18 protein-coding genes and 1 tRNA gene are annotated in these 17,004 nt (G+C 43.8%); 4 read left to right on the top strand and 15 right to left on the bottom strand.

Annotated features, from left to right (window positions below; all coding sequences use genetic code 11):
- The first annotated feature begins 4 nt into the window (after positions 1 to 4).
- A tRNA-Leu gene (locus D8790_RS01120) sits at positions 5 to 87 on the top strand.
- A 117-nt stretch (positions 88 to 204) separates the two neighbouring features.
- Here the strand turns inward: D8790_RS01120 and rsmA are convergent.
- The 6 genes from rsmA to D8790_RS01090 form a co-directional block, all read right to left on the bottom strand.
- On the bottom strand, positions 205 to 1,077 hold the full coding sequence (gene rsmA / locus D8790_RS01115) for a 16S rRNA (adenine(1518)-N(6)/adenine(1519)-N(6))-dimethyltransferase RsmA (RefSeq protein ID WP_125387281.1): 873 nt from the start codon (positions 1,075 to 1,077) through the stop codon (positions 205 to 207).
- Between the two features lie 20 nt (positions 1,078 to 1,097).
- Positions 1,098 to 1,952 carry an SDR family NAD(P)-dependent oxidoreductase gene (locus D8790_RS01110; protein ID WP_125387280.1) on the bottom strand — a complete coding sequence of 285 codons (855 nt, stop codon included), beginning with the start codon at positions 1,950 to 1,952 and terminating at the stop codon, positions 1,098 to 1,100.
- Between the two features lie 11 nt (positions 1,953 to 1,963).
- Positions 1,964 to 2,560 (bottom strand): ribonuclease M5, encoded by a 597-nt coding sequence (gene rnmV / locus D8790_RS01105; RefSeq protein ID WP_125387279.1) that lies wholly within the window; start codon positions 2,558 to 2,560, stop codon positions 1,964 to 1,966.
- Entirely contained in the window at positions 2,526 to 3,296 is a 771-nt protein-coding gene (locus D8790_RS01100) for a TatD family hydrolase (RefSeq protein WP_125387278.1), read from the bottom strand. Before D8790_RS01100 ends, rnmV begins: the two co-directional genes overlap by 35 nt.
- 102 nt (positions 3,297 to 3,398) lie before the next feature.
- A complete protein-coding gene (locus D8790_RS01095; protein ID WP_125387277.1) occupies positions 3,399 to 4,631 on the bottom strand; it encodes an MFS transporter in 1,233 nt (410 codons plus the stop codon).
- Between the two features lie 133 nt (positions 4,632 to 4,764).
- Complete coding sequence (locus D8790_RS01090; protein WP_125387276.1) at positions 4,765 to 5,802, bottom strand: ArsR/SmtB family transcription factor; 1,038 nt, start codon at positions 5,800 to 5,802, stop codon at positions 4,765 to 4,767.
- A gap of 252 nt (positions 5,803 to 6,054) precedes the next feature.
- Here D8790_RS01090 and D8790_RS01085 point away from each other — a divergent pair, with 252 nt between their 5' ends.
- Genes D8790_RS01085 through D8790_RS01075 form a run of 3 tightly spaced genes read left to right on the top strand, consistent with a single transcriptional unit; the run spans position 6,055 to position 8,179 of the window.
- Positions 6,055 to 6,531 carry a DUF2975 domain-containing protein gene (locus D8790_RS01085; RefSeq protein ID WP_041826919.1) on the top strand — a complete coding sequence of 159 codons (477 nt, stop codon included), beginning with the start codon at positions 6,055 to 6,057 and terminating at the stop codon, positions 6,529 to 6,531.
- Positions 6,532 to 6,539: 8 nt separating this feature from the next.
- Positions 6,540 to 6,758, top strand: coding sequence for a helix-turn-helix domain-containing protein (locus D8790_RS01080; protein ID WP_005591644.1), 219 nt, complete (start codon positions 6,540 to 6,542; stop codon positions 6,756 to 6,758).
- Positions 6,759 to 6,760: 2 nt separating this feature from the next.
- The gene (locus D8790_RS01075) at positions 6,761 to 8,179 is read left to right on the top strand and encodes a DUF4153 domain-containing protein (RefSeq protein ID WP_125387275.1); all 1,419 of its coding nucleotides are present in this window, start codon (positions 6,761 to 6,763) and stop codon (positions 8,177 to 8,179) included.
- A 411-nt stretch (positions 8,180 to 8,590) separates the two neighbouring features.
- Here the strand turns inward: D8790_RS01075 and rpmH are convergent, their stop codons facing one another.
- From rpmH to D8790_RS01020, 9 genes are all read right to left on the bottom strand, one after another.
- The gene (rpmH, locus tag D8790_RS01065; protein ID WP_000831905.1) at positions 8,591 to 8,725 is read right to left on the bottom strand and encodes a 50S ribosomal protein L34; all 135 of its coding nucleotides are present in this window, start codon (positions 8,723 to 8,725) and stop codon (positions 8,591 to 8,593) included.
- 139 nt (positions 8,726 to 8,864) lie between these two features.
- Positions 8,865 to 9,497 carry a ribonuclease P gene (locus D8790_RS01060; protein WP_125387274.1) on the bottom strand — a complete coding sequence of 211 codons (633 nt, stop codon included), beginning with the start codon at positions 9,495 to 9,497 and terminating at the stop codon, positions 8,865 to 8,867.
- Between the two features lie 51 nt (positions 9,498 to 9,548).
- Positions 9,549 to 10,559: an RNA-binding cell elongation regulator Jag/EloR gene (gene jag, locus D8790_RS01055; protein WP_125387273.1), complete on the bottom strand. Its 1,011-nt coding sequence runs from the start codon at positions 10,557 to 10,559 to the stop codon at positions 9,549 to 9,551.
- Positions 10,560 to 10,577: 18 nt separating this feature from the next.
- Positions 10,578 to 11,393 carry a YidC/Oxa1 family membrane protein insertase gene (locus D8790_RS01050; protein WP_125387272.1) on the bottom strand — a complete coding sequence of 272 codons (816 nt, stop codon included), beginning with the start codon at positions 11,391 to 11,393 and terminating at the stop codon, positions 10,578 to 10,580.
- Positions 11,377 to 11,736, bottom strand: coding sequence for a ribonuclease P protein component (gene rnpA / locus D8790_RS01045; protein ID WP_045500481.1), 360 nt, complete (start codon positions 11,734 to 11,736; stop codon positions 11,377 to 11,379). The genes D8790_RS01050 and rnpA overlap by 17 nt, the downstream gene beginning before the upstream one ends.
- Before the next feature lie 329 nt (positions 11,737 to 12,065).
- The gene (locus D8790_RS01035) at positions 12,066 to 12,713 is read right to left on the bottom strand and encodes a DUF6287 domain-containing protein (RefSeq protein ID WP_125387271.1); all 648 of its coding nucleotides are present in this window, start codon (positions 12,711 to 12,713) and stop codon (positions 12,066 to 12,068) included.
- Positions 12,714 to 12,810: 97 nt separating this feature from the next.
- Positions 12,811 to 14,268: a glutamate--tRNA ligase gene (gltX, locus tag D8790_RS01030; RefSeq protein ID WP_125387270.1), complete on the bottom strand. Its 1,458-nt coding sequence runs from the start codon at positions 14,266 to 14,268 to the stop codon at positions 12,811 to 12,813.
- Between the two features lie 112 nt (positions 14,269 to 14,380).
- Positions 14,381 to 15,160, bottom strand: coding sequence for an alpha/beta hydrolase (locus D8790_RS01025; RefSeq protein WP_125387269.1), 780 nt, complete (start codon positions 15,158 to 15,160; stop codon positions 14,381 to 14,383).
- Between the two features lie 160 nt (positions 15,161 to 15,320).
- Positions 15,321 to 16,988: a ribonuclease J gene (locus D8790_RS01020; protein WP_125387268.1), complete on the bottom strand. Its 1,668-nt coding sequence runs from the start codon at positions 16,986 to 16,988 to the stop codon at positions 15,321 to 15,323.
- Positions 16,989 to 17,004: the final 16 nt, after the last annotated feature.

Raw genomic sequence — 17,004 nt, 5'->3', positions numbered from 1 at the left:
GCAAGCGGAGGTGGTGGAACGGCAGACACGCATGCTTCAGGCGCATGTGCCCGTACGGGTGTGAGGGTTCAAATCCCTTCCTCCGCATCGAACAGGAACTCTTGTCCAAGTTGACAAGAGTTTTTCTTTTGAAAAATTATAAAATCTTCTTGAAATTTCTTTCAGAAAAACCAGCCCTTTTCAAAAAGGGCTGGTTTTCAAATCTTATAATCCTTGTTCCTTCAAGGCATCCGCCAGACGGGCAAAATCTGCCAAAGTCAAGGCTTCTCCCCTGACACTTGGAGACAATTCAGCTTGCTCTAAGGCAGCTGTTAACTTAACTTTAGTCTCCTCAGACTTCCCAAAATAACTGGTCAGGTTATTCCAGAGAGTCTTCCGACGGTGGACAAAACTGGCCTTGGAAACCTTGAAAAAGAATTTCTCGTCTTGGACTTCCACTGCTGGCTGGTCTCTACGCACCATCTTGAGAATGGCCGAATCCACATTTGGCGCTGGCACAAAGACTGTCCGCGGCACGATAAAGGCAACCTTGGCCGTCATGTAATACTGCACCGCGATTGACAAACTGCCATAGGCCTTGGTATTAGGCTGAGCCGAAATCCGATCCGCCACTTCTCTCTGCATCATCACGACAAACTCACTAAAAGGAATCCCACTCTCAATCAAATGCATGAGGATCGGCGTCGTGATGTAGTAGGGGAGATTCGCCACTACCTTGATAGGCAGGCCCGGATTTTTAAACTCTGCTATGTACTGAGCCAGATCAACCTTGAGAATATCCTGATTGACCACTGTCACATTATCAAAATCGCGCAGAGTATCCGCTAAAATCGGAACCAGTCGATCATCAATCTCAAAGGCCATTACCTCGGCGGCACTTTCCGCCAAAAATTCTGTCAAAGCCCCAATACCAGGACCAATTTCAATGACATTGACATTTTTATCAATCTCGGCTGTATCCACAATCTTCTGGAGGATGTTGGTATCCGTCAGGAAATTCTGACCGAAGGATTTTTTAAAAGTGAAACCGTGACGCTCCAGAATGGCACGGGTCACACTATAATCTGCAATTCTCATTTTCTCTCTTTTCTAATTCGTTATTCGTTATCTTTTAAGGAGGTCATTTGCTCTAGCAAGGTGTAGAGTTTTTTCTGTTCTTCTTCCTCGTAAGCAAATGCATTAGCCTTAACTTCTCTACATTTCTCGTCATACAAAAAGCCCTCATAGCCATCTTCTGTAGATAAGGCTGTATAGACTTTCGCCATTTCTTCAGGACTAATCGAAAATCTCGACTTAATTTTATACAGATTTTTCATAAAAGCGCTGAGGTGATCATAGCGGCGCATATCTACTTTGACATTGGTTACACGGATTGCTTGAATTTTGATGCCTTTCCACTGTTTCCGCATATAAAGTGACAGCATCAACAAGGCCAGCTTATTCTGATAATAAGTCTTGGCAGGACTGTAATGTTTTTGACCGGATAAATTTTCAAAATCAAGCTTCATGAAAGGATAAAGCACCAGTCCTTGGGAAGAAATATTAATAATCCGACCATTCTCAGACTTTTCCAACAAGCCTCTCAACAAAGCAGAAAGTAAAAAGGGAGCAACCACATTGGTCGCAAATTGTTTTTCCAATCCGTCTTTGGTAAGAATAGCCTTCTTGACCGATAAGTCAAAATCGGCCGCATTGTTAATGAAAACATCTAAAGTCGCTTCTTTTTGGATATACTGTTCTACCGCTTTCTTGACACTTTTCATCTCAGATAAATCAACCAAGATATAATCTACATGCGGATTTTCTGTTTGTTGACGGATTTTCTCACAGGCTTGCTCAGCAGCTTCTTTTCTCCGGCAAAATAGGGTCACTGACCACTCTTTTTCAGCTAACTGTCTAGCAGCCTGGTAGCCAATACCACTATTGCCGCCTGTAATAATTACTTTTTTCATTTCTGACTCCGTTAGACTGAATACTTAAGCATGGCTTCTTCCACTTCTGCCAAGGTTACTCCAAACAGTTCCAAGCGTTTGAGTAGCTGTTTGCCATTGGAGTAGCCAATACGAAGCTCTTCCCCCAGATACTCTCGGCGCTGACGGCTGTCGCTTCCTAGGAGCAATCCCAGCCGCATGAGGTCATTCTTCGTCACATCAAAATCACTGCTTGACTCAAAATGGCTGGTTACCCCAGCGAGGGCTGTCTTTAAGTCTTCAAAGCTAGCATGCTCAATGCCTAACGAGCGCCCTTTGGTCTTGGACTTAGGAGCTGCTTCGTCACGCTTGAGGAAGGCATGTTGGACAGTGGGAATTTCCGTCATAATCAGACGGCGAATCCGCTCGCCATTGAAGTCGGGATCTGTAAAAACAATGACTCCATGTAAGTCCTGCAAGCGACGAATCCGTTCAATATCCGCATCGCCAATGGCAGAACCTCTCGTTTCATAAGTCTCAACATCAAAATAGCGCTTGAGATTAGCTGTGTCATCACGCCCTTCCACAACGACCACTTGGGGGATTTTTATCTTTTCAGTCAAGTCCAAACACCTTCTTTGCATTGGCATAGGTTGCTTTCGCCACTTCTTCGACCGTCAGCCCACGAAGTTCAGCAATTTTCTCCACAACATAGCGGGTATAGGCTGTTTTGTTTTCTCGGCCGCGTTTGGGAACAGGTGCTAGGTAAGGCGCATCCGTCTCGACGAGAATTTTATCCAAAGGCAAGTTCTGCGCAGCCTCCTGAATATCCGTCGCTTTTTTAAAGGTGACGACTCCAGAAAAGGAAATCATCATCCCCAGCTCGATAAAGCGCTCAGCCATTTCCAAAGAACCTGAATAAGAGTGCATGATACCGCCCCGAGGGCCTACACCCTCACTCTTGATAATCTCATAGGTGTCTTCTAAAGCGTCGCGCGTGTGGACGACAAAAGGCAGGTCTAACTCTTTCGACAGCTGGATTTGTCGGCGAAATGCTCGCTCTTGCACTTCCTTAGGCGCTGTCATCCAGTGATAGTCCAGCCCAATCTCGCCCAGAGCCACCACTTTTGGATGACCAAGCTTGTCCAGCAGATAGGCTTCCACAGCCTCATCATAAGTCCCAGCCTCAGTCGGATGCCAGCCAATCGTAGCGTAAATCTGCTCATAACTATCGGCCAACTCCAAGGCGCGCTCAATGGTCGGCCGGTCAAAACCGACAACATTCATATTGCTAACGCCCATTTCTGCAGCCAACTGAAGCTCTTCTGCCTCTCGACCAGCAAATTCTTCCACATTTAAATGCGTGTGTGTATCAAAAATTTCCATGCTTTACTTCCTTGTATTTCCTGCCTTTCATTATACCAAAAATGACCTAAAAATGCAGAAGTCACTCTATCCAAAGTAGAAAAATGAGAAAATTATTATTCGTCAACTATCCGTATCCAAATCTCCCATCGGAATAATGAGCCAGACAGACAATAACAGCATTAATACAAGTGGAGGAAGAATGTAGTCAATCCCCATACTACTAGCAAGGGCTATCAAGAGCATAGATAAAATACTTGGAACGGTCATGCTAAATAGGTTAATGGCTGACTGGATGGCTCCCATGGACTCTTCTGGTATCAGGCTGAAGACAGATTTTTGCAATCTAGGACTCAGCAGACCTACCACAACGGCACAAACAAAGGTCGCTATCAAGACAAGTAAAAAATTCTGCAAGAAAAAACCACAAAGGATAAAGCCTTCAAACAATTGGCTAGCATACATAACAAGCTTGGTCGACAGTTTTTTCAGTAAACTGCCACTCAACATATTCCCTAAAATCAACCCAGCAGAACTGAAAACAATCAGCAAGGCAAGGGACTGGCCTACCTGCATGTTCCAAAAAGTTTTTTTGAGCAATAGCAGAGTCGCTACTGGCGTCAGGATATTTAGAATAACTTGACCCAAAGATGAAATCAAGAGCAGTCTCACAATGTCTTTCAAGTCCAGCAAGACTTTCAGAGAAGCTAACAGGTGTTTCCAATAATTTTCTTTAGTTAACTCCTTGTCATGGCCGAGGGTCGGCTCTAAGTCATGCAGATGCTTACTAATCTGTCGAAAGCCCAAGTAGGCCAGCACAAAAGTCAAGGTATTTAGGCCGGCCAAAGCTCCGATGCTCATCCAAGTAATGAGAAAACCACCAGCCAGATTGCCCAAGATATGAACCAGACTCATACTAGCCTGTCGAAAGCCCATAGCAGAGGTCATATCCTGCTCAATCACCTTTATGTAGACGGGTGTCAGCATGGCACCTGAAAAATAACTCAGACTATCCGACAGAAAATTTATCAAGCAAATCACAAGCAGAATCAAGAAAGAAAAATCTTGCCCAAACAGCAAAAGCGTCACCAAACTATATAGTAGGATCTTGCTAAATTGTATGAGTAGGTATTTCTGGGTACGGTTCTTTTGAAAATCTGCCGCAACTCCAGTAAAAACTTGAATAAACTGGGGCAAGGTTTCAGAAAGCGAAATGATGAAAACCGCAAGTGGAGCAAAGGAATAGGCAGAAACATAGTTCATCAAGGCTAAATAAAATACAATATCGCCAAAACCTGAAATCCATTGATTGATGAGCAACTGACGGAAATTTCTGTTTTTTAGAAAGATATTCATAAAGCAACTCCTTTATTTTTGTTAGAGTTTTATTTAACAAAAATAATAGCAATTTATTAAACAGTTGTCAACAATTGGTTAGACAATTGCTTTACAAAAATAAAAACCTAGGATAAATCTAGGTTTTCTTCAGCTATTTCAAGTCCTGATTGAACTTCTCTATAATTTTTTGAATCAGTTTTTTATTGACCGTGTATTTCACAGAATCGTCATCCATCACAAGCTCCAGCAAGCCAGAGTTTAGCAACTTCTGCGTATGGAAAGAGATAGAAGCTCTTGTGAGGCCTAGCTTTTTCGCAATATCTTTATTCTTGGCATGTGGCTGAATCAGCTCAATCAAGACTTTATAGCGAGTTTCATCTCCAAGAGTTTTCAGTGTCAGAGCGAGTGTTTCGTCATCAAGCTCCGATCCTGTCTGTGACACCTGGGAACTTCTCGTCGAAACGACCAAGAAATAAGAGCTAAAATCAGGAATTTTTTCAAAAAAGAAATCTATAAATACAGGTGACAAGACAAAGACATGTGTTTCATTTGCAAGTAACTTATCTTTCAGCGCTTCATCATCAAACATGTCAGATAGGCTAAAATCTTTTTCAAAAACCAAGACTTCCTGCTCAAATCGCTCATAAATCGGCTGATAAAGTTTGAAGACTTCTTCCAGTAAAGAAACTAGCCGATTCCGCAGCTGCTCTGGATGCTGAATGGCTTGATACCAGTACCATTTATTCTCTGGAGACTTGTCACTAGCCTCTAGAAAAGCCAACAAATCTTCCTGACTTCTGTTGGCAACCCTTCCAACAGAAAGCTTGAGTTCTAGGCAATAAAGAATTTGATCTGTGTCTAAAGCTCTCAAACACTCCAGTAATTCCTCTAAATTGCTTGGATCTTCCCCTTTTTCCAATAAATAGAGATAAAGGAGCGGAGCCAGCCCTACCGTAGCTTCTTCAAATAAACCAACAGCAACCAGCTCGCTTTTCAGAGGGAGTAAAGCCTGATAAAGCTGATCATAATAGGGCTGCACATCAAGCAACAGCTCCTTTTGATCCTGCCGCAAATCCTTCCACATATACTTATCTTCCCTTGAAACGATAGCAGGTGCCATGAGAAATTCATATATTTTACTACGGTAATGAAGATTTTTTAGACCCACGGACTCTTTCCTTTCTTGCATTATTCTCTCGATCTCCGATCAGCAAAGCCAGACTACTCCTGCCTTTCATTATACCAAAAAAGTCAGTTAAAGGGGCAAGAGCTTTACTTTCTCTCCATCTATTCCAGCGAGTATTTGTTATTTTTTCAGCGCTTATCAAAAATAATTTTACTGTTTTTTGATAAATTTTTATTATTTTTCGATATTTTGTTATTGATTATCGATATGTTTTGTGATATAGTAAATAAAACTAGAAATTATTTGGAGGAATCCATGTCAAAGACAAGACAAAAAACAGCTGAAGATATAAGCATTGTGCTTACAAAAATCAGCCTCAGCATTTTATTTATTGCTTCCATTGTCCTGATAGCCATCGGACCTTGGGTAGTCAGCCTAGTCATCGAATTTCCCTCACCTTTCTTTCAGGGAGAAAGTCGCTATTGGATATTGTTGCTTCTAGGCTATGTCTTGGGCTGCCTAGCTCTGACCTGTATCGTACATCTCTACCGGCTCCTCAGCCGCATCGGGAAAAATCAGGTCTTTATCAGACAGAATGTGCAGTATATGCGCTATCTGGGCTGGGAAGTCGGAATGGTCGCCCTCATTTCTTTCTTTATGGGCTTGACAGTCTATATGCCCATGCTCCTCGTAGCCGTTTCTTGCTGCATTTTAACCTTGATTATTCGGGTTATCCGCAATGCTTTTGGCAAGGCCATTGAGCTGCAAGAAGAAGTAGACTACACGATTTAGGAGGGACTATGATTCAGATAAATTTAGACCTTGTCATGGCTCAAAAACGGATTAGTGCTGGACGCTTAGCAGAATTGATTGATCTCACCCCTGCCAACTTGTCCATCTTGAAAAATAATCGAGCCAAGGCAATACGTTTTTCAACACTTAATGCCCTTTGTCGGGAATTGGACTGCCAGCCCGGCGATATTCTTGAATATATCACAGATGAAACCGAGGAGGAATAAACATGGAAACACCATCACAAGGACAGATGACGGGACAACCCTACCTTCCTTTTGAAAAAGACCAAGAGCGAAAAAGCATCTTCACAGCTTTAAACATAAAGGAACTGAAGAATTTTAGAATCAGCTCTCTCATTCTCTATTTCTTAGCCTATTTTTATGCAGTTGCCATTGACGGCAACAAGACCATTTACTTTTTTCCTATTGCGACTGGTCTAATTAGCCTGACCGAGTGGTTAGTAAGAAAAACGCCGATAAGCTTGCCTCAAATCGAACAGGATGCCTCTGCTGGGCTCGAGTCCAATCTTTTTCTGGTTCTCAGCCTGACTCAGGCACTGGCTCTCAGTATCTGGGGCTTTCACCCGCAATTAGAGATTTTTCAAGCTTTGACTCTCCACATCTCCTTTTCTTTTTACATCTTGTCGCGGACAGGTTGGCTCAATCAAGGTCGCTTGGGAATCATGGTTTGGTACGATAGCATTCAAGCCTTTGTAATTCTACCTTTTAGAAACTTTTTCGCTGGTCTTCAGGTCTTTGCTCGGACTGGCAAGACTTCAGATACGACTGCTGAAGACGGCGATTCTTCTAAAAAAGCAGTCCAAAGTACGATGATCGCAAGTAGCCTTCTTATTGCTGGTATGCTTGTCTTCTTCGTTTGGTCACAACTTAGCCAAGTCTCTGATCGATTCGCTCTTTTCTTTAGTAATACAGCTGATGCCTTGCATCTTTTCTTTGACTTGATCTTTTCAAATCTTGATACAGACGCCATCGCTCTTCGTATCTTTTTTGCCCTACCTATCGGCCTTTATCTCTACAGTCTGATTGTTGGTAGCTTATTGAATCAAAAAAATATCAAAGTTACCTACCAAAGCTTCCAAAATAAAATTCAGCCACTGCGGATGTTCCCTGCTTTTACAGCCTATATCATCATCGGTAGTCTCTGCCTGACCTACGCTCTCTTTTTCCTCGTTGGTTTAGGAGAATTAAGTGAACTCCTTAGTGCTGGCACTAGCCTCCAAACCATTTCTCCACAAAATGCCTCAACCGTTGCTGTTGCTGGCTTCTGGCAACTCGTTCGTGTATCACTTCTAAATTTCGCTGTGCTAGCCGCCTTTTATTTGCTGGCTCAAAAACCTCTCTGGGACCAGAAAGGTACTCGTCTAGCCAGCACTGTCCTCTTTATTTTTGCCTTTTTACTGGCCTTGCTTGCCGGCTGGAAACTCTTTGGCATCTATATCTATCTTTATGGTCCAACGCCATTGCGCCTGATCTCCGCTTGGTTTATCCTCGTTCTACTGGTCTGGTGTATTCTGACACTGATTCGCTTCTACAAGCCCATCCAAGCGATCCGAATCGGTATCTTCTACGCCCTTATTAGTTTCACGCTGCTCTGCTACCTCTATCCCCTGCTCTTAGCTGCTTGATAGAGAGCATCCTTACATTCCAATATAATTATCAAAAAGAGGCTGGGACAAAAGTCCTAGCCTCTCAATTGTCTTTGGATTGTCGAGCAAGACGCAGTGGTTGAGTGGGCTCTACTACGCTGATTTCATCAGCTTTTACAGCCCTACTCAACTGTGCGGAGGTGGGACGACGAAATCGAATTCTAACGAATTACCGATTTCTGTCCCACTCTCTTTTCTTTTATTCAAACTAGATAAGATATACCTAGAAACCACCTAGACTAGCCCGTTTACCTTCCATTTCATGTAAAGTTCCTATTCTGCACGGACTCGACTAGCTAACTTTAAACCGTACAAGCTTATTTAATCAAGAACAATAGAAAAACCAGCGGTCTCGAGTCTCCACTGGTTTCTTTATGGTAATCGTTTGGATTATGCAGCCAAAACTTTGCGTCCTTTACGACGACGAGCTGCCAATACGCGACGACCGTTTTTAGTTGACATACGGTTACGGAATCCGTGTTTGCGCGCACGACGAAGTTTACTTGGTTGATAAGTACGTTTCACGATGAATACCTCCTCATAGATTTTGTATTCGTTTAGCCGGCTATAAAGTGATCAGTTACTAAACATACTTTACCATTCTATCGGATTCTCTCCTGTTTGTCAATAGTATTGGACTAATTGTTTCTTTTTGGAAACGAAATCATTCAAATCGTGTCGCTTCATAGAAGGGAATCAAGGCAGTCATAGCCTGCTCAAGCTCCGACAGAACTTCCTGCTTGCTTCTAGCATCGGAAAGATTGACATCATATTTGATCAAAACCTTGCGGACTAGCCCAGCAGCCACCTGCTGGCTTAGATGCTGCCTATTTGCCTCAGTAGCCTCGAAGCGTTGACTCTGGCCGTCTATCTGGGCAAAATAGTAAGCTGGCGGTTGAATGGGCAGATTCAAGACCCGATTTTGCTTGCTAAGGCTATGCTCATCTTTCTTGCGCTCCATGAAGCTCACCTCTAGCGAGACCCCAAAATCTTCTGCAGTTCCATACAAGCGCAGAGCGAACATAGGCTCTGTGATGTCCCCATAGCCTCTTAGATAATTCCAAAAATGTGGGCGTAAAATCTGAGCCTGATTCAGCCAATTGCTGGTCCGCTCCAGACTCAGCTTAGGATAGAGAGCCTGAAAGTCTCGGACTAAGTTCGCAAACTCCTGCCGAGCAGCCTGACCTCTAGCTTTCAAATCCAACATTGTCTCTCGCAGTTCCCCTGCCTTATCTGGTGAAATGTATTTACTTCCTTGAACAGTCAAAAATGACTCAATAGCTGGAAAAAGTGACATAGAATTTTCTCCTTTCTGTATCTAAAAACCAGCTAAGCAGCTGGTTAAGATTTATTCCGAATCAATATCTACAACAACGTAGCGGTTAGGCTCATCGCCTTCTGAATAGCTAGTCACACCATCAATTCTTGAGATGATCCGGTGGATGATTTTACGCTCACTATTGGACATAGGATCCGTATGCTGGCTGCGACGGTCTTCTAGAGCACGCTGAGCCAATTTTTGAGCATAGCTTTGCAAAACTTCTGCACGATGCTCCACGTAGTCATTTACATTGATAGAAATGTAGAAGCTCTTGGAATATTGATTGTAAAGATAATTCTGAGCCAACAGCTGCAAGGCTTTCAAGACTTTACCGTGGTAACCAATCACGCGCCCTGGCTCATTGGTATCAATTTGCATATTGATTGTTCGGCGATTGTGGCTGCTAGAAAGAGTCGCTTCAACATCCATCTCATCCACAATCTTTTGCACATATGTAGTCACGCTTGCGACAACTTCTTCAATATCACAATCATCCTCAACCTGGATCCCCAAATCAAAGAAGGACGACTCAGCTGTCTCTTGCTGACCAGGTACCACTTCTGCTAAAGAGCTATCTTCCTCTGAGTCTTTCAGAGTTTGTGCTTCATCAATCGCTTGACTGGTCTTTAAGAAATCAATTGCACCTGTTTCTTCCAGAATGGTACTGGCGTCTTTATCGTTTTTAAGAATTTCAGCCTTGACTTTTTCTGAAATAGTTTCACCTTCACCCTCGGCCTTCTTGATAGCTGTCACCACTCGTCCTAAGTCGACTGTTGCTTCACTAACACTTTGTACCGGCTCGTTTTGTGCATTGATTTCCTCAGGAACTCCTTTTACCGCCTGTTGGTTGGCCTTGGCCACAGTCGTTTCAGCAATCGGCTCCACATCTACCTGCGCAGGCTTTTTGCCAAATAAACCGAGAAATCCTTTCTTTTCACGCGAAACAACGGTAATATGTGCTCTCATTCGTGGAATATCCAGCGTTTTTAGTCCATTTTGAATCGCTTCTTCAACACTTGCTCCTGTAAAAATAACCATCTGCAAGAGTCCTCCTTTTTACTTTTTCTTTTTCTGTGCTTTTTGAAGGGCACGTTTTTTCTTCATTTCCAATTGGCGCTCTGCCTTTGCCTTTGCTTCACGTTCAGCAATGATCTTAAAAGGATTGCTTAAAAGCAAGGTCTGACCAACTTGATAGGCGTTGGAGACTGTCCAGTAAAGAGCAACCCCGCTGGCTGCATACACCGCAAAGAAGAAAATCAATACCGGCATCAGGTAGGTCATCACTGCCGTCCCACCATTTTTTTCTGGCAAGGCTTTATTGGATAGCCAAGTACTAAAGAAAGTAAAGAGAGCAGCGAGAATAGGTAGGATAAAGGTCGGATCCGTCGCACCTAGATTAAGCCAGAGGAAGTGACCTGTTTTCAGAAATTCAACCCGTGTCAAAGCTTGGAAAAGTGCCAAAAGAACTGGCATTTGGATAAATAAGGGAAGAAAGGCGGCATAGGGATTGACACCCATTTCCTTGTAAAGCTTGCTGGTTTCCTCTGCTAAAGCAGTCTTACTATCCATATCCTTGCCTGGATATTTTTCCTGAAGCTTCTTGATATGAGGCTGAACTTCCTGCATCTTTCTAGATGAGGTCGTCTGAAATTGAAAGACTGGCAACAAGACTGTCCGAATAATCAACGTGAAGAGAATGATCCCGATCCCTGTACTTCCATTAAAGGACAAGAATTGAATCATCTCCGCAAAGAAATAAACTAATTTCTCCCAAAAATCACTTGAATTAGCTGTCACTTCGCTGGTGCCACAAGCCGTCAAAATAAGCAGCGAAGCCGCTAAAAGAAATCCTATCTTACTCTTCTTTTTCACAAACAAATCCTTCCTGATAAATTTTTGCAACTTTTAAGACATGCAATAAATTTTGTTCCACTTGATGGTAGTCTAGAGTTTCAACTCCCTTGCGAGCAATAACAACAAAGTCATCCTTGGTCAAATCCGCCCGATGCTGAATCAAGACATGACGAATCTTTCTTTTGATACTATTGCGGACAACTGCATTGCCCAGCTTTTTACTAACTGAAATCCCCACTCGAAAATGGCGCTGTTCTTTTTCTAATTTATAAACGACAAACTTTCGATTGGCAAAATTCTGCCCAGCTTTAAAAATCGCCTTGAAATCTTTTTCGCTCTTGACGCGATAGTTTTTTCTCAAAACTCAACTCCATCCACCAAAATTAACTCTATTATACCATATTTTCCCAAAAAGCCAATAAGGGCCAGGTACGAGACGAGCTCCCTTTTTAGAATAGTTTTAGCGAATGAAAGAAGCAGTTTGGAGAGAAGAGACCATCCGCGCAGCTCCAAAAAAGAGTCTGGGACAAAAGTCCTAGCCTCTCAATTGTATTTGGATTGTCGAGCAAGACGCAGTGGTTGAGTGGACTCTATTACGCTGATTGCATCAGCTTTTATAGCCCTACTCAACTGTGCGGAGGTGGGACGACGAAACCGAATTCTAACGAATTACCGATTTCTGTCCCACTCTCATTTTACACGGTAAAAAACGTCTGGGTGCTCTGAGATGCCTTGGGCAATAATGAAGCGATCTCGACTGCTATCAGTCGGATCCTGCCCGCTAACAGTCTCTCCTGCTAGCAACTTTTTCCCCGCTGGAATAATAGACAAGGCAGCACCTGTAAGATTATGCCAACGAATGCTAGTACGATAAATTCCATTTTCATCCAGACCAGCGTAAACCAGCTCCAACTTGGCAACATCTGATACAAGTCCCTTGGCATCAAATGTATAAGTGACGCCATTGGCATCTTTCCAAGTACCAGCCATGCTAGAAAAGTCCCCAGAAGCAATGGCCTGCATGTCTAAACTAGAGGTAGCGGCAGACCCTTTTTCCCCCTTGCTTTCTGACTTAGCAGAAGACTCCTTAGTTGCTGGCTCCGAAGGTTCTTGACTGTTTTCCTGACCACTAGAAATAGAAGTGTCCGAACTACTTGTTTCGGTAGAAAGCTCTGTCGAACTTTTGCGCGTCTCAGACTTTTTGGAAGGAGCCGAACTGGTCGAACTAACTTTGGAACTGCTAGAAGGCGAAGTCGGCTGGTCTTTCTTTTGACCGCAGGCCACTAACACAGACGATGCCACCAGAGTTCTAGCCAAGAGAATCATCCATTTTTTCATCTTTAGCACCTCGCAATATTTTCCTGTTATTGTAACATTATTGTAACATAAATACAGCTTTTTAGAAAGCAAAAACCAGCTCGAAAGCTGGTTTATCTTATTGAATTTTTTTCAACATATTGTCGATATGCTGGATGGATTTTTCGCGGCCTAATAGATAGATGGTATCTGGCAATTCTGGACCGTGCATTTCGCCAGAAACAGCGATACGGATTGGCATGAAGAGATTCTTGCCCTTGATACCTGTTTCTTTCTGGACTGCTTTGATTTGTGGGAAGATGTTTTCTGTCACAAATTCTTCATCTGTCATTGCTTCCAGTTTTGCTTTGAAAGCTTCCAAAACGACTGGAACTGTTTCGCCGGCCATCACTTCTTTCTCTGCTTCCGTCAATTCTGGGAAATCTGAGAAGAAAAGGTCTGTCAATGGAACGATTTCATCCACTGATTTCATTTGTGGTTTGTAGAGTTCAACCATTTTCTCAGCCTTGTCGGTCAAGCGTCCTGCTTCTTCCAAGAATGGTTTTGCCATTTCAAAGATTGTCTCAAAATCCGCATTCTTGATGTACTCATTGCTCATCCAGTCCATCTTTTTCTGGTCAAAGGCAGCTGGAGACTTGCTGAGGCGGTTCTCATCGAAGAGTCTGATGAGTTCTTCACGAGAGAAAATTTCGTCTTCCCCACCAGGATTCCAACCAAGAAGAGCGATAAAGTTAAAGACTGCTTCTGGCAGGTAGCCTTTCTTGCGGTAATCCTCGATAAACTGGAGGGTATTGGTATCGCGTTTTGACAACTTTTTACCCGTTTCAGAGTTGATAATCAGGGTCATGTGACCAAACTCTGGTGCTTCCCAACCAAGCGCTTCATAAACCATGAGCTGTTTTGGAGTGTTGGCAATATGGTCGTCACCACGAATAACATGAGAAATCTGCATGTCGTGGTCATCGATGACAACGGCAAAGTTGTAAGTTGGGTAACCGTCTTTCTTTTGGATCACCCAGTCACCACCGATATTGCCACCTTCAAACTCAATGTCACCCTTGACCATGTCTGTCCACTTGTAGATACCAGCTTCATTGACAGCCAGACGAACCGTTGGAATGATACCCGCTGCTTCACGCTCTGCGATGTAAGTCGCTTTCTCCTCTTCGCTCATGCCAAGGTATTCGTTGATGTAGCGAGGTGTTTCGCCAGCCGCTTCTTGGCGCTCGCGCTCAGCAGCCAATTCCTCTTCTGTAACGTAAGATTTGTAGGCCTTGCCTTCAGCTAGTAGTTGGTCGATGTATTTCTGATACAATTCCAAACGCTCTGATTGGCGGTAGTTTTCATGAGTTTCTGGACTTTCATCCCAGTCCATACCCAACCAACGAAGGTTTTCAAGCTGTGAACGCTCCCCATCTTCGACATGGCGCTTGCGGTCAGTATCTTCGATACGGATGATAAATGTTCCACCATGATGACGAGCATAAAGGTAGTTAAAGAGCGCCGTCCGCGCATTTCCGATGTGTAAAAGCCCAGTTGGACTTGGTGCATAACGCACTCGAATATCTTTTGTCAATTTTCGATCTCCTATTTGGGAATAGCAGGGATATCTCGCCCCCTGCTTTCGTATTCAAACGTTATTATTATATCACATTCTCGACCCAGAATCTGCTGAATCGTATGATTTTTTAAGACAGTCTTTCTTCGAGGACAAAGTCAATCGGCAGCCAAGCTAAAACCTTCTCCAATTGCTTTTCCCAGTAGTACCATTCGTGCTTACCAGGACTGTGGCTGTAGCTAATATCCAGACCTAGCTTTTTCAAATTTTCCACGGCATGGTTATTGGCCGCATAGAGGAAATCCTCCTCGCCGCACCAAGCCCAAAACTTAGTTTTGCCATCCGACTGCTTGGCCAAAGTTTCCAGCGAATAAGGGCTGCTGGTCCAGTCCTCCAAATCACCAAAAATACCACGCCAGTATGCCGGCTTGGCTAGGTCAGTATCGTCTGGATGCCGATCGTGAAAGCTGAGTGCCCCAGACAAACTAGCTGCATAAGAAAAACGATTAGTCTTAAGCGCCAGCATAAAAGAGCCGTAGCCACCCATGGACAAGCCAGCAATAAAGTTTTTCTCCCGCTTGTCAGACATATTGGCGAAAAAGCGTTTGAGCACCCGTGGCAGCTCCTCAGCGATAGCTTCATAGTAATGATAGCCATACTGGGTATCAGTGTACCAGCCATTGTTGGTATTTGGCATCACAATAATCAAGTTAGTCGAGCGAACGAGGCGCTCAATATTTGAGCGTTTGAGCCAACTATTGTGGTTGCCACTCATACCATGAAGCAGATACAACACAGGAATATCCGTATCATCTGGTTCGTCCACGCGCGACGCATCTGGATAAAGGACATTGACTCCCCACTCCATCTCCAAGGCTTCTGAATAATATTCTATCTGCATCACTGCCATCTTTTTTCTCCTCTTGTAAAAACTACTGTTCTTGGCTAGGCGTCACCGTTAGCCACACTCTGAAATCAAATCCTGTTCTGCAATCGCCGAAAGATAAGAAAAAGCCGATATTCGACTTTCTCTCTACAAAATACTGGGAAAGCTCTTTCCTCGAATAATTCTAGCGAACTTCCATGACAACCGGAAGAATAGCCGGCCGGCGTTTGGTTTGCTCAAAGAGGAACTTGGCCAAACTATCACGGACTGTTCCCTTAAGCTCGCCCCAGTCAAAGTTATCCTGAGCCAGATAGTCTTCTACTGTCTTATTGATCAGGTCAGTGCTCTCCCGCAGGATGTCACGACTCTTCTTGACATAGACAAATCCTCGAGTATGAACCTTGGCTTTAGAAATGATTTTCTTCTCCTTACGATTGACCGTGAGCGCCACGATGAAGATACCGTCTTCTGACAGAACCTTACGGTCACGCAGGACGATATTGCCCACATCACCGATGGCATTCCCATCAATCATGACATCGCCTGCTGACACTGCTCCAGCTGGTACAAAGTCGCCATTTTCATAAGCCATGATGCTGCCACGCTTAGGTATCAAGATATTTTCTGGTAAAATCCCAACTTCCATGGCTGCCTTGGCATGGGCGTCCAGACCACGATACTCTCCCTGAATCGGGAAGAGGTACTTGGGTTGCAATAAATTGAGCATGAGCTGCAAGTCACGCGCATTGGCATGACCAGATACACGCAAGTTTTGGGTAATCAGCTTGACCACGCCACCAGCTTGATAAATCATATTTTCCACACGCGCTACGACTGCTTCCTTAGCAATAGATGGCGTTGTAACGATGTAAACCAAGTCTCCGTCTTTGATTTCTACATAACGGTGACGACCAATGGACATCTTGCGCAGGCCGTTAATAGGCTCACCCATCCGACCTGTCTCCAAGATAATCAGCTCATGGTCCTCAAACTTAGACATTTCCTTAGGCTTGATCAAAAGTCGTTCATCAGCCAAGGATAATTTCTTGAGGCGGATAGCCGTACGGACGATATTTTCAATATCAAAGCCTGTCAAAACAACGCGACGACCTGTTTCTGCCGCAGCTTCAAAGACCTGCTGAATCCGAGATAGGTTGCTGGCAACTGCTGCTACGATGACACGTCCATCCCAATCCGAAATCGTGTCTGTAATCTCACGACCAACCTCGCTCTCACTAGCTACTTGCACAGTGCTATCAGCGTTGGCTGAATCACTCAAGAGAGCTAAAACGCCCTCACGGCCAATCTCAGCCAAACGGCCAAAATCTGTCGCATAAGATTCGCTGGCAGATTGGTCAAACTTGAAATCTCCCGTATAAACAATATTGCCTTCACGCGTCTTGACTACGATTCCCAGACTCTCTGGAATCGAGTGAGTCGTCCGGAAGAAAGAGACAACCGTTTCGCCAAATTCAATTTCTGTATTTTCATCGATAACATGAAAATCATTGAATTTCTTCACGGCGTCATTGCTTTTAACAAAGAGCTTGGCTAGCTCAATCGTCAACTCCGAACCGAAAACCGGTACCTTGGCTTCTGTCAAAAGATAAGGTAATGCACCGATGGCATCCGCATGACCGTGGGTCAGAAAGACACCTGCAATTCGGTCTTTGTTTTCAAACAAATAATCCATGTTGGGAATGACGACATCTACTCCCAACTGCTCATTTTCTGGGTACTTGAGCCCAGCATCCAATACAAAAATGGAATCATCCACTTCGGCGACGTAGAGGTTTTTCCCATTCTCGCGCACGCCGCCCAAAGTAATCAGCTTAATAGTGCTTTTACTCATTTTTACTCCTATTCGA

It is taken from the genome of Streptococcus cristatus, assembly GCF_003943535.1.
GTDB classification, from domain to species: domain Bacteria; phylum Bacillota; class Bacilli; order Lactobacillales; family Streptococcaceae; genus Streptococcus; species Streptococcus cristatus_L.
This window is presented reverse-complemented; position numbering and strand designations above follow the sequence as displayed.

Coding starts and splice junctions, on each gene's coding strand:
- rsmA (WP_125387281.1), bottom strand. CDS start 1,077: ATGAGAATTGCAGATTATAGTGTGACCCGTGCCATTCTGGAGCGTCAC.
- D8790_RS01110 (WP_125387280.1), bottom strand. CDS start 1,952: ATGAAAAAAGTAATTATTACAGGCGGCAATAGTGGTATTGGCTACCAG.
- rnmV (WP_125387279.1), bottom strand. CDS start 2,560: ATGCCAATGCAAAGAAGGTGTTTGGACTTGACTGAAAAGATAAAAATC.
- D8790_RS01100 (WP_125387278.1), bottom strand. CDS start 3,296: ATGGAAATTTTTGATACACACACGCATTTAAATGTGGAAGAATTTGCT.
- D8790_RS01095 (WP_125387277.1), bottom strand. CDS start 4,631: ATGAATATCTTTCTAAAAAACAGAAATTTCCGTCAGTTGCTCATCAAT.
- D8790_RS01090 (WP_125387276.1), bottom strand. CDS start 5,802: ATGCAAGAAAGGAAAGAGTCCGTGGGTCTAAAAAATCTTCATTACCGT.
- D8790_RS01085 (WP_041826919.1), top strand. CDS start 6,055: ATGTCAAAGACAAGACAAAAAACAGCTGAAGATATAAGCATTGTGCTT.
- D8790_RS01080 (WP_005591644.1), top strand. CDS start 6,540: ATGATTCAGATAAATTTAGACCTTGTCATGGCTCAAAAACGGATTAGT.
- D8790_RS01075 (WP_125387275.1), top strand. CDS start 6,761: ATGGAAACACCATCACAAGGACAGATGACGGGACAACCCTACCTTCCT.
- D8790_RS01060 (WP_125387274.1), bottom strand. CDS start 9,497: ATGTCACTTTTTCCAGCTATTGAGTCATTTTTGACTGTTCAAGGAAGT.
- jag (WP_125387273.1), bottom strand. CDS start 10,559: ATGGTTATTTTTACAGGAGCAAGTGTTGAAGAAGCGATTCAAAATGGA.
- D8790_RS01035 (WP_125387271.1), bottom strand. CDS start 12,713: ATGAAAAAATGGATGATTCTCTTGGCTAGAACTCTGGTGGCATCGTCT.
- D8790_RS01025 (WP_125387269.1), bottom strand. CDS start 15,160: ATGGCAGTGATGCAGATAGAATATTATTCAGAAGCCTTGGAGATGGAG.
- D8790_RS01020 (WP_125387268.1), bottom strand. CDS start 16,988: ATGAGTAAAAGCACTATTAAGCTGATTACTTTGGGCGGCGTGCGCGAG.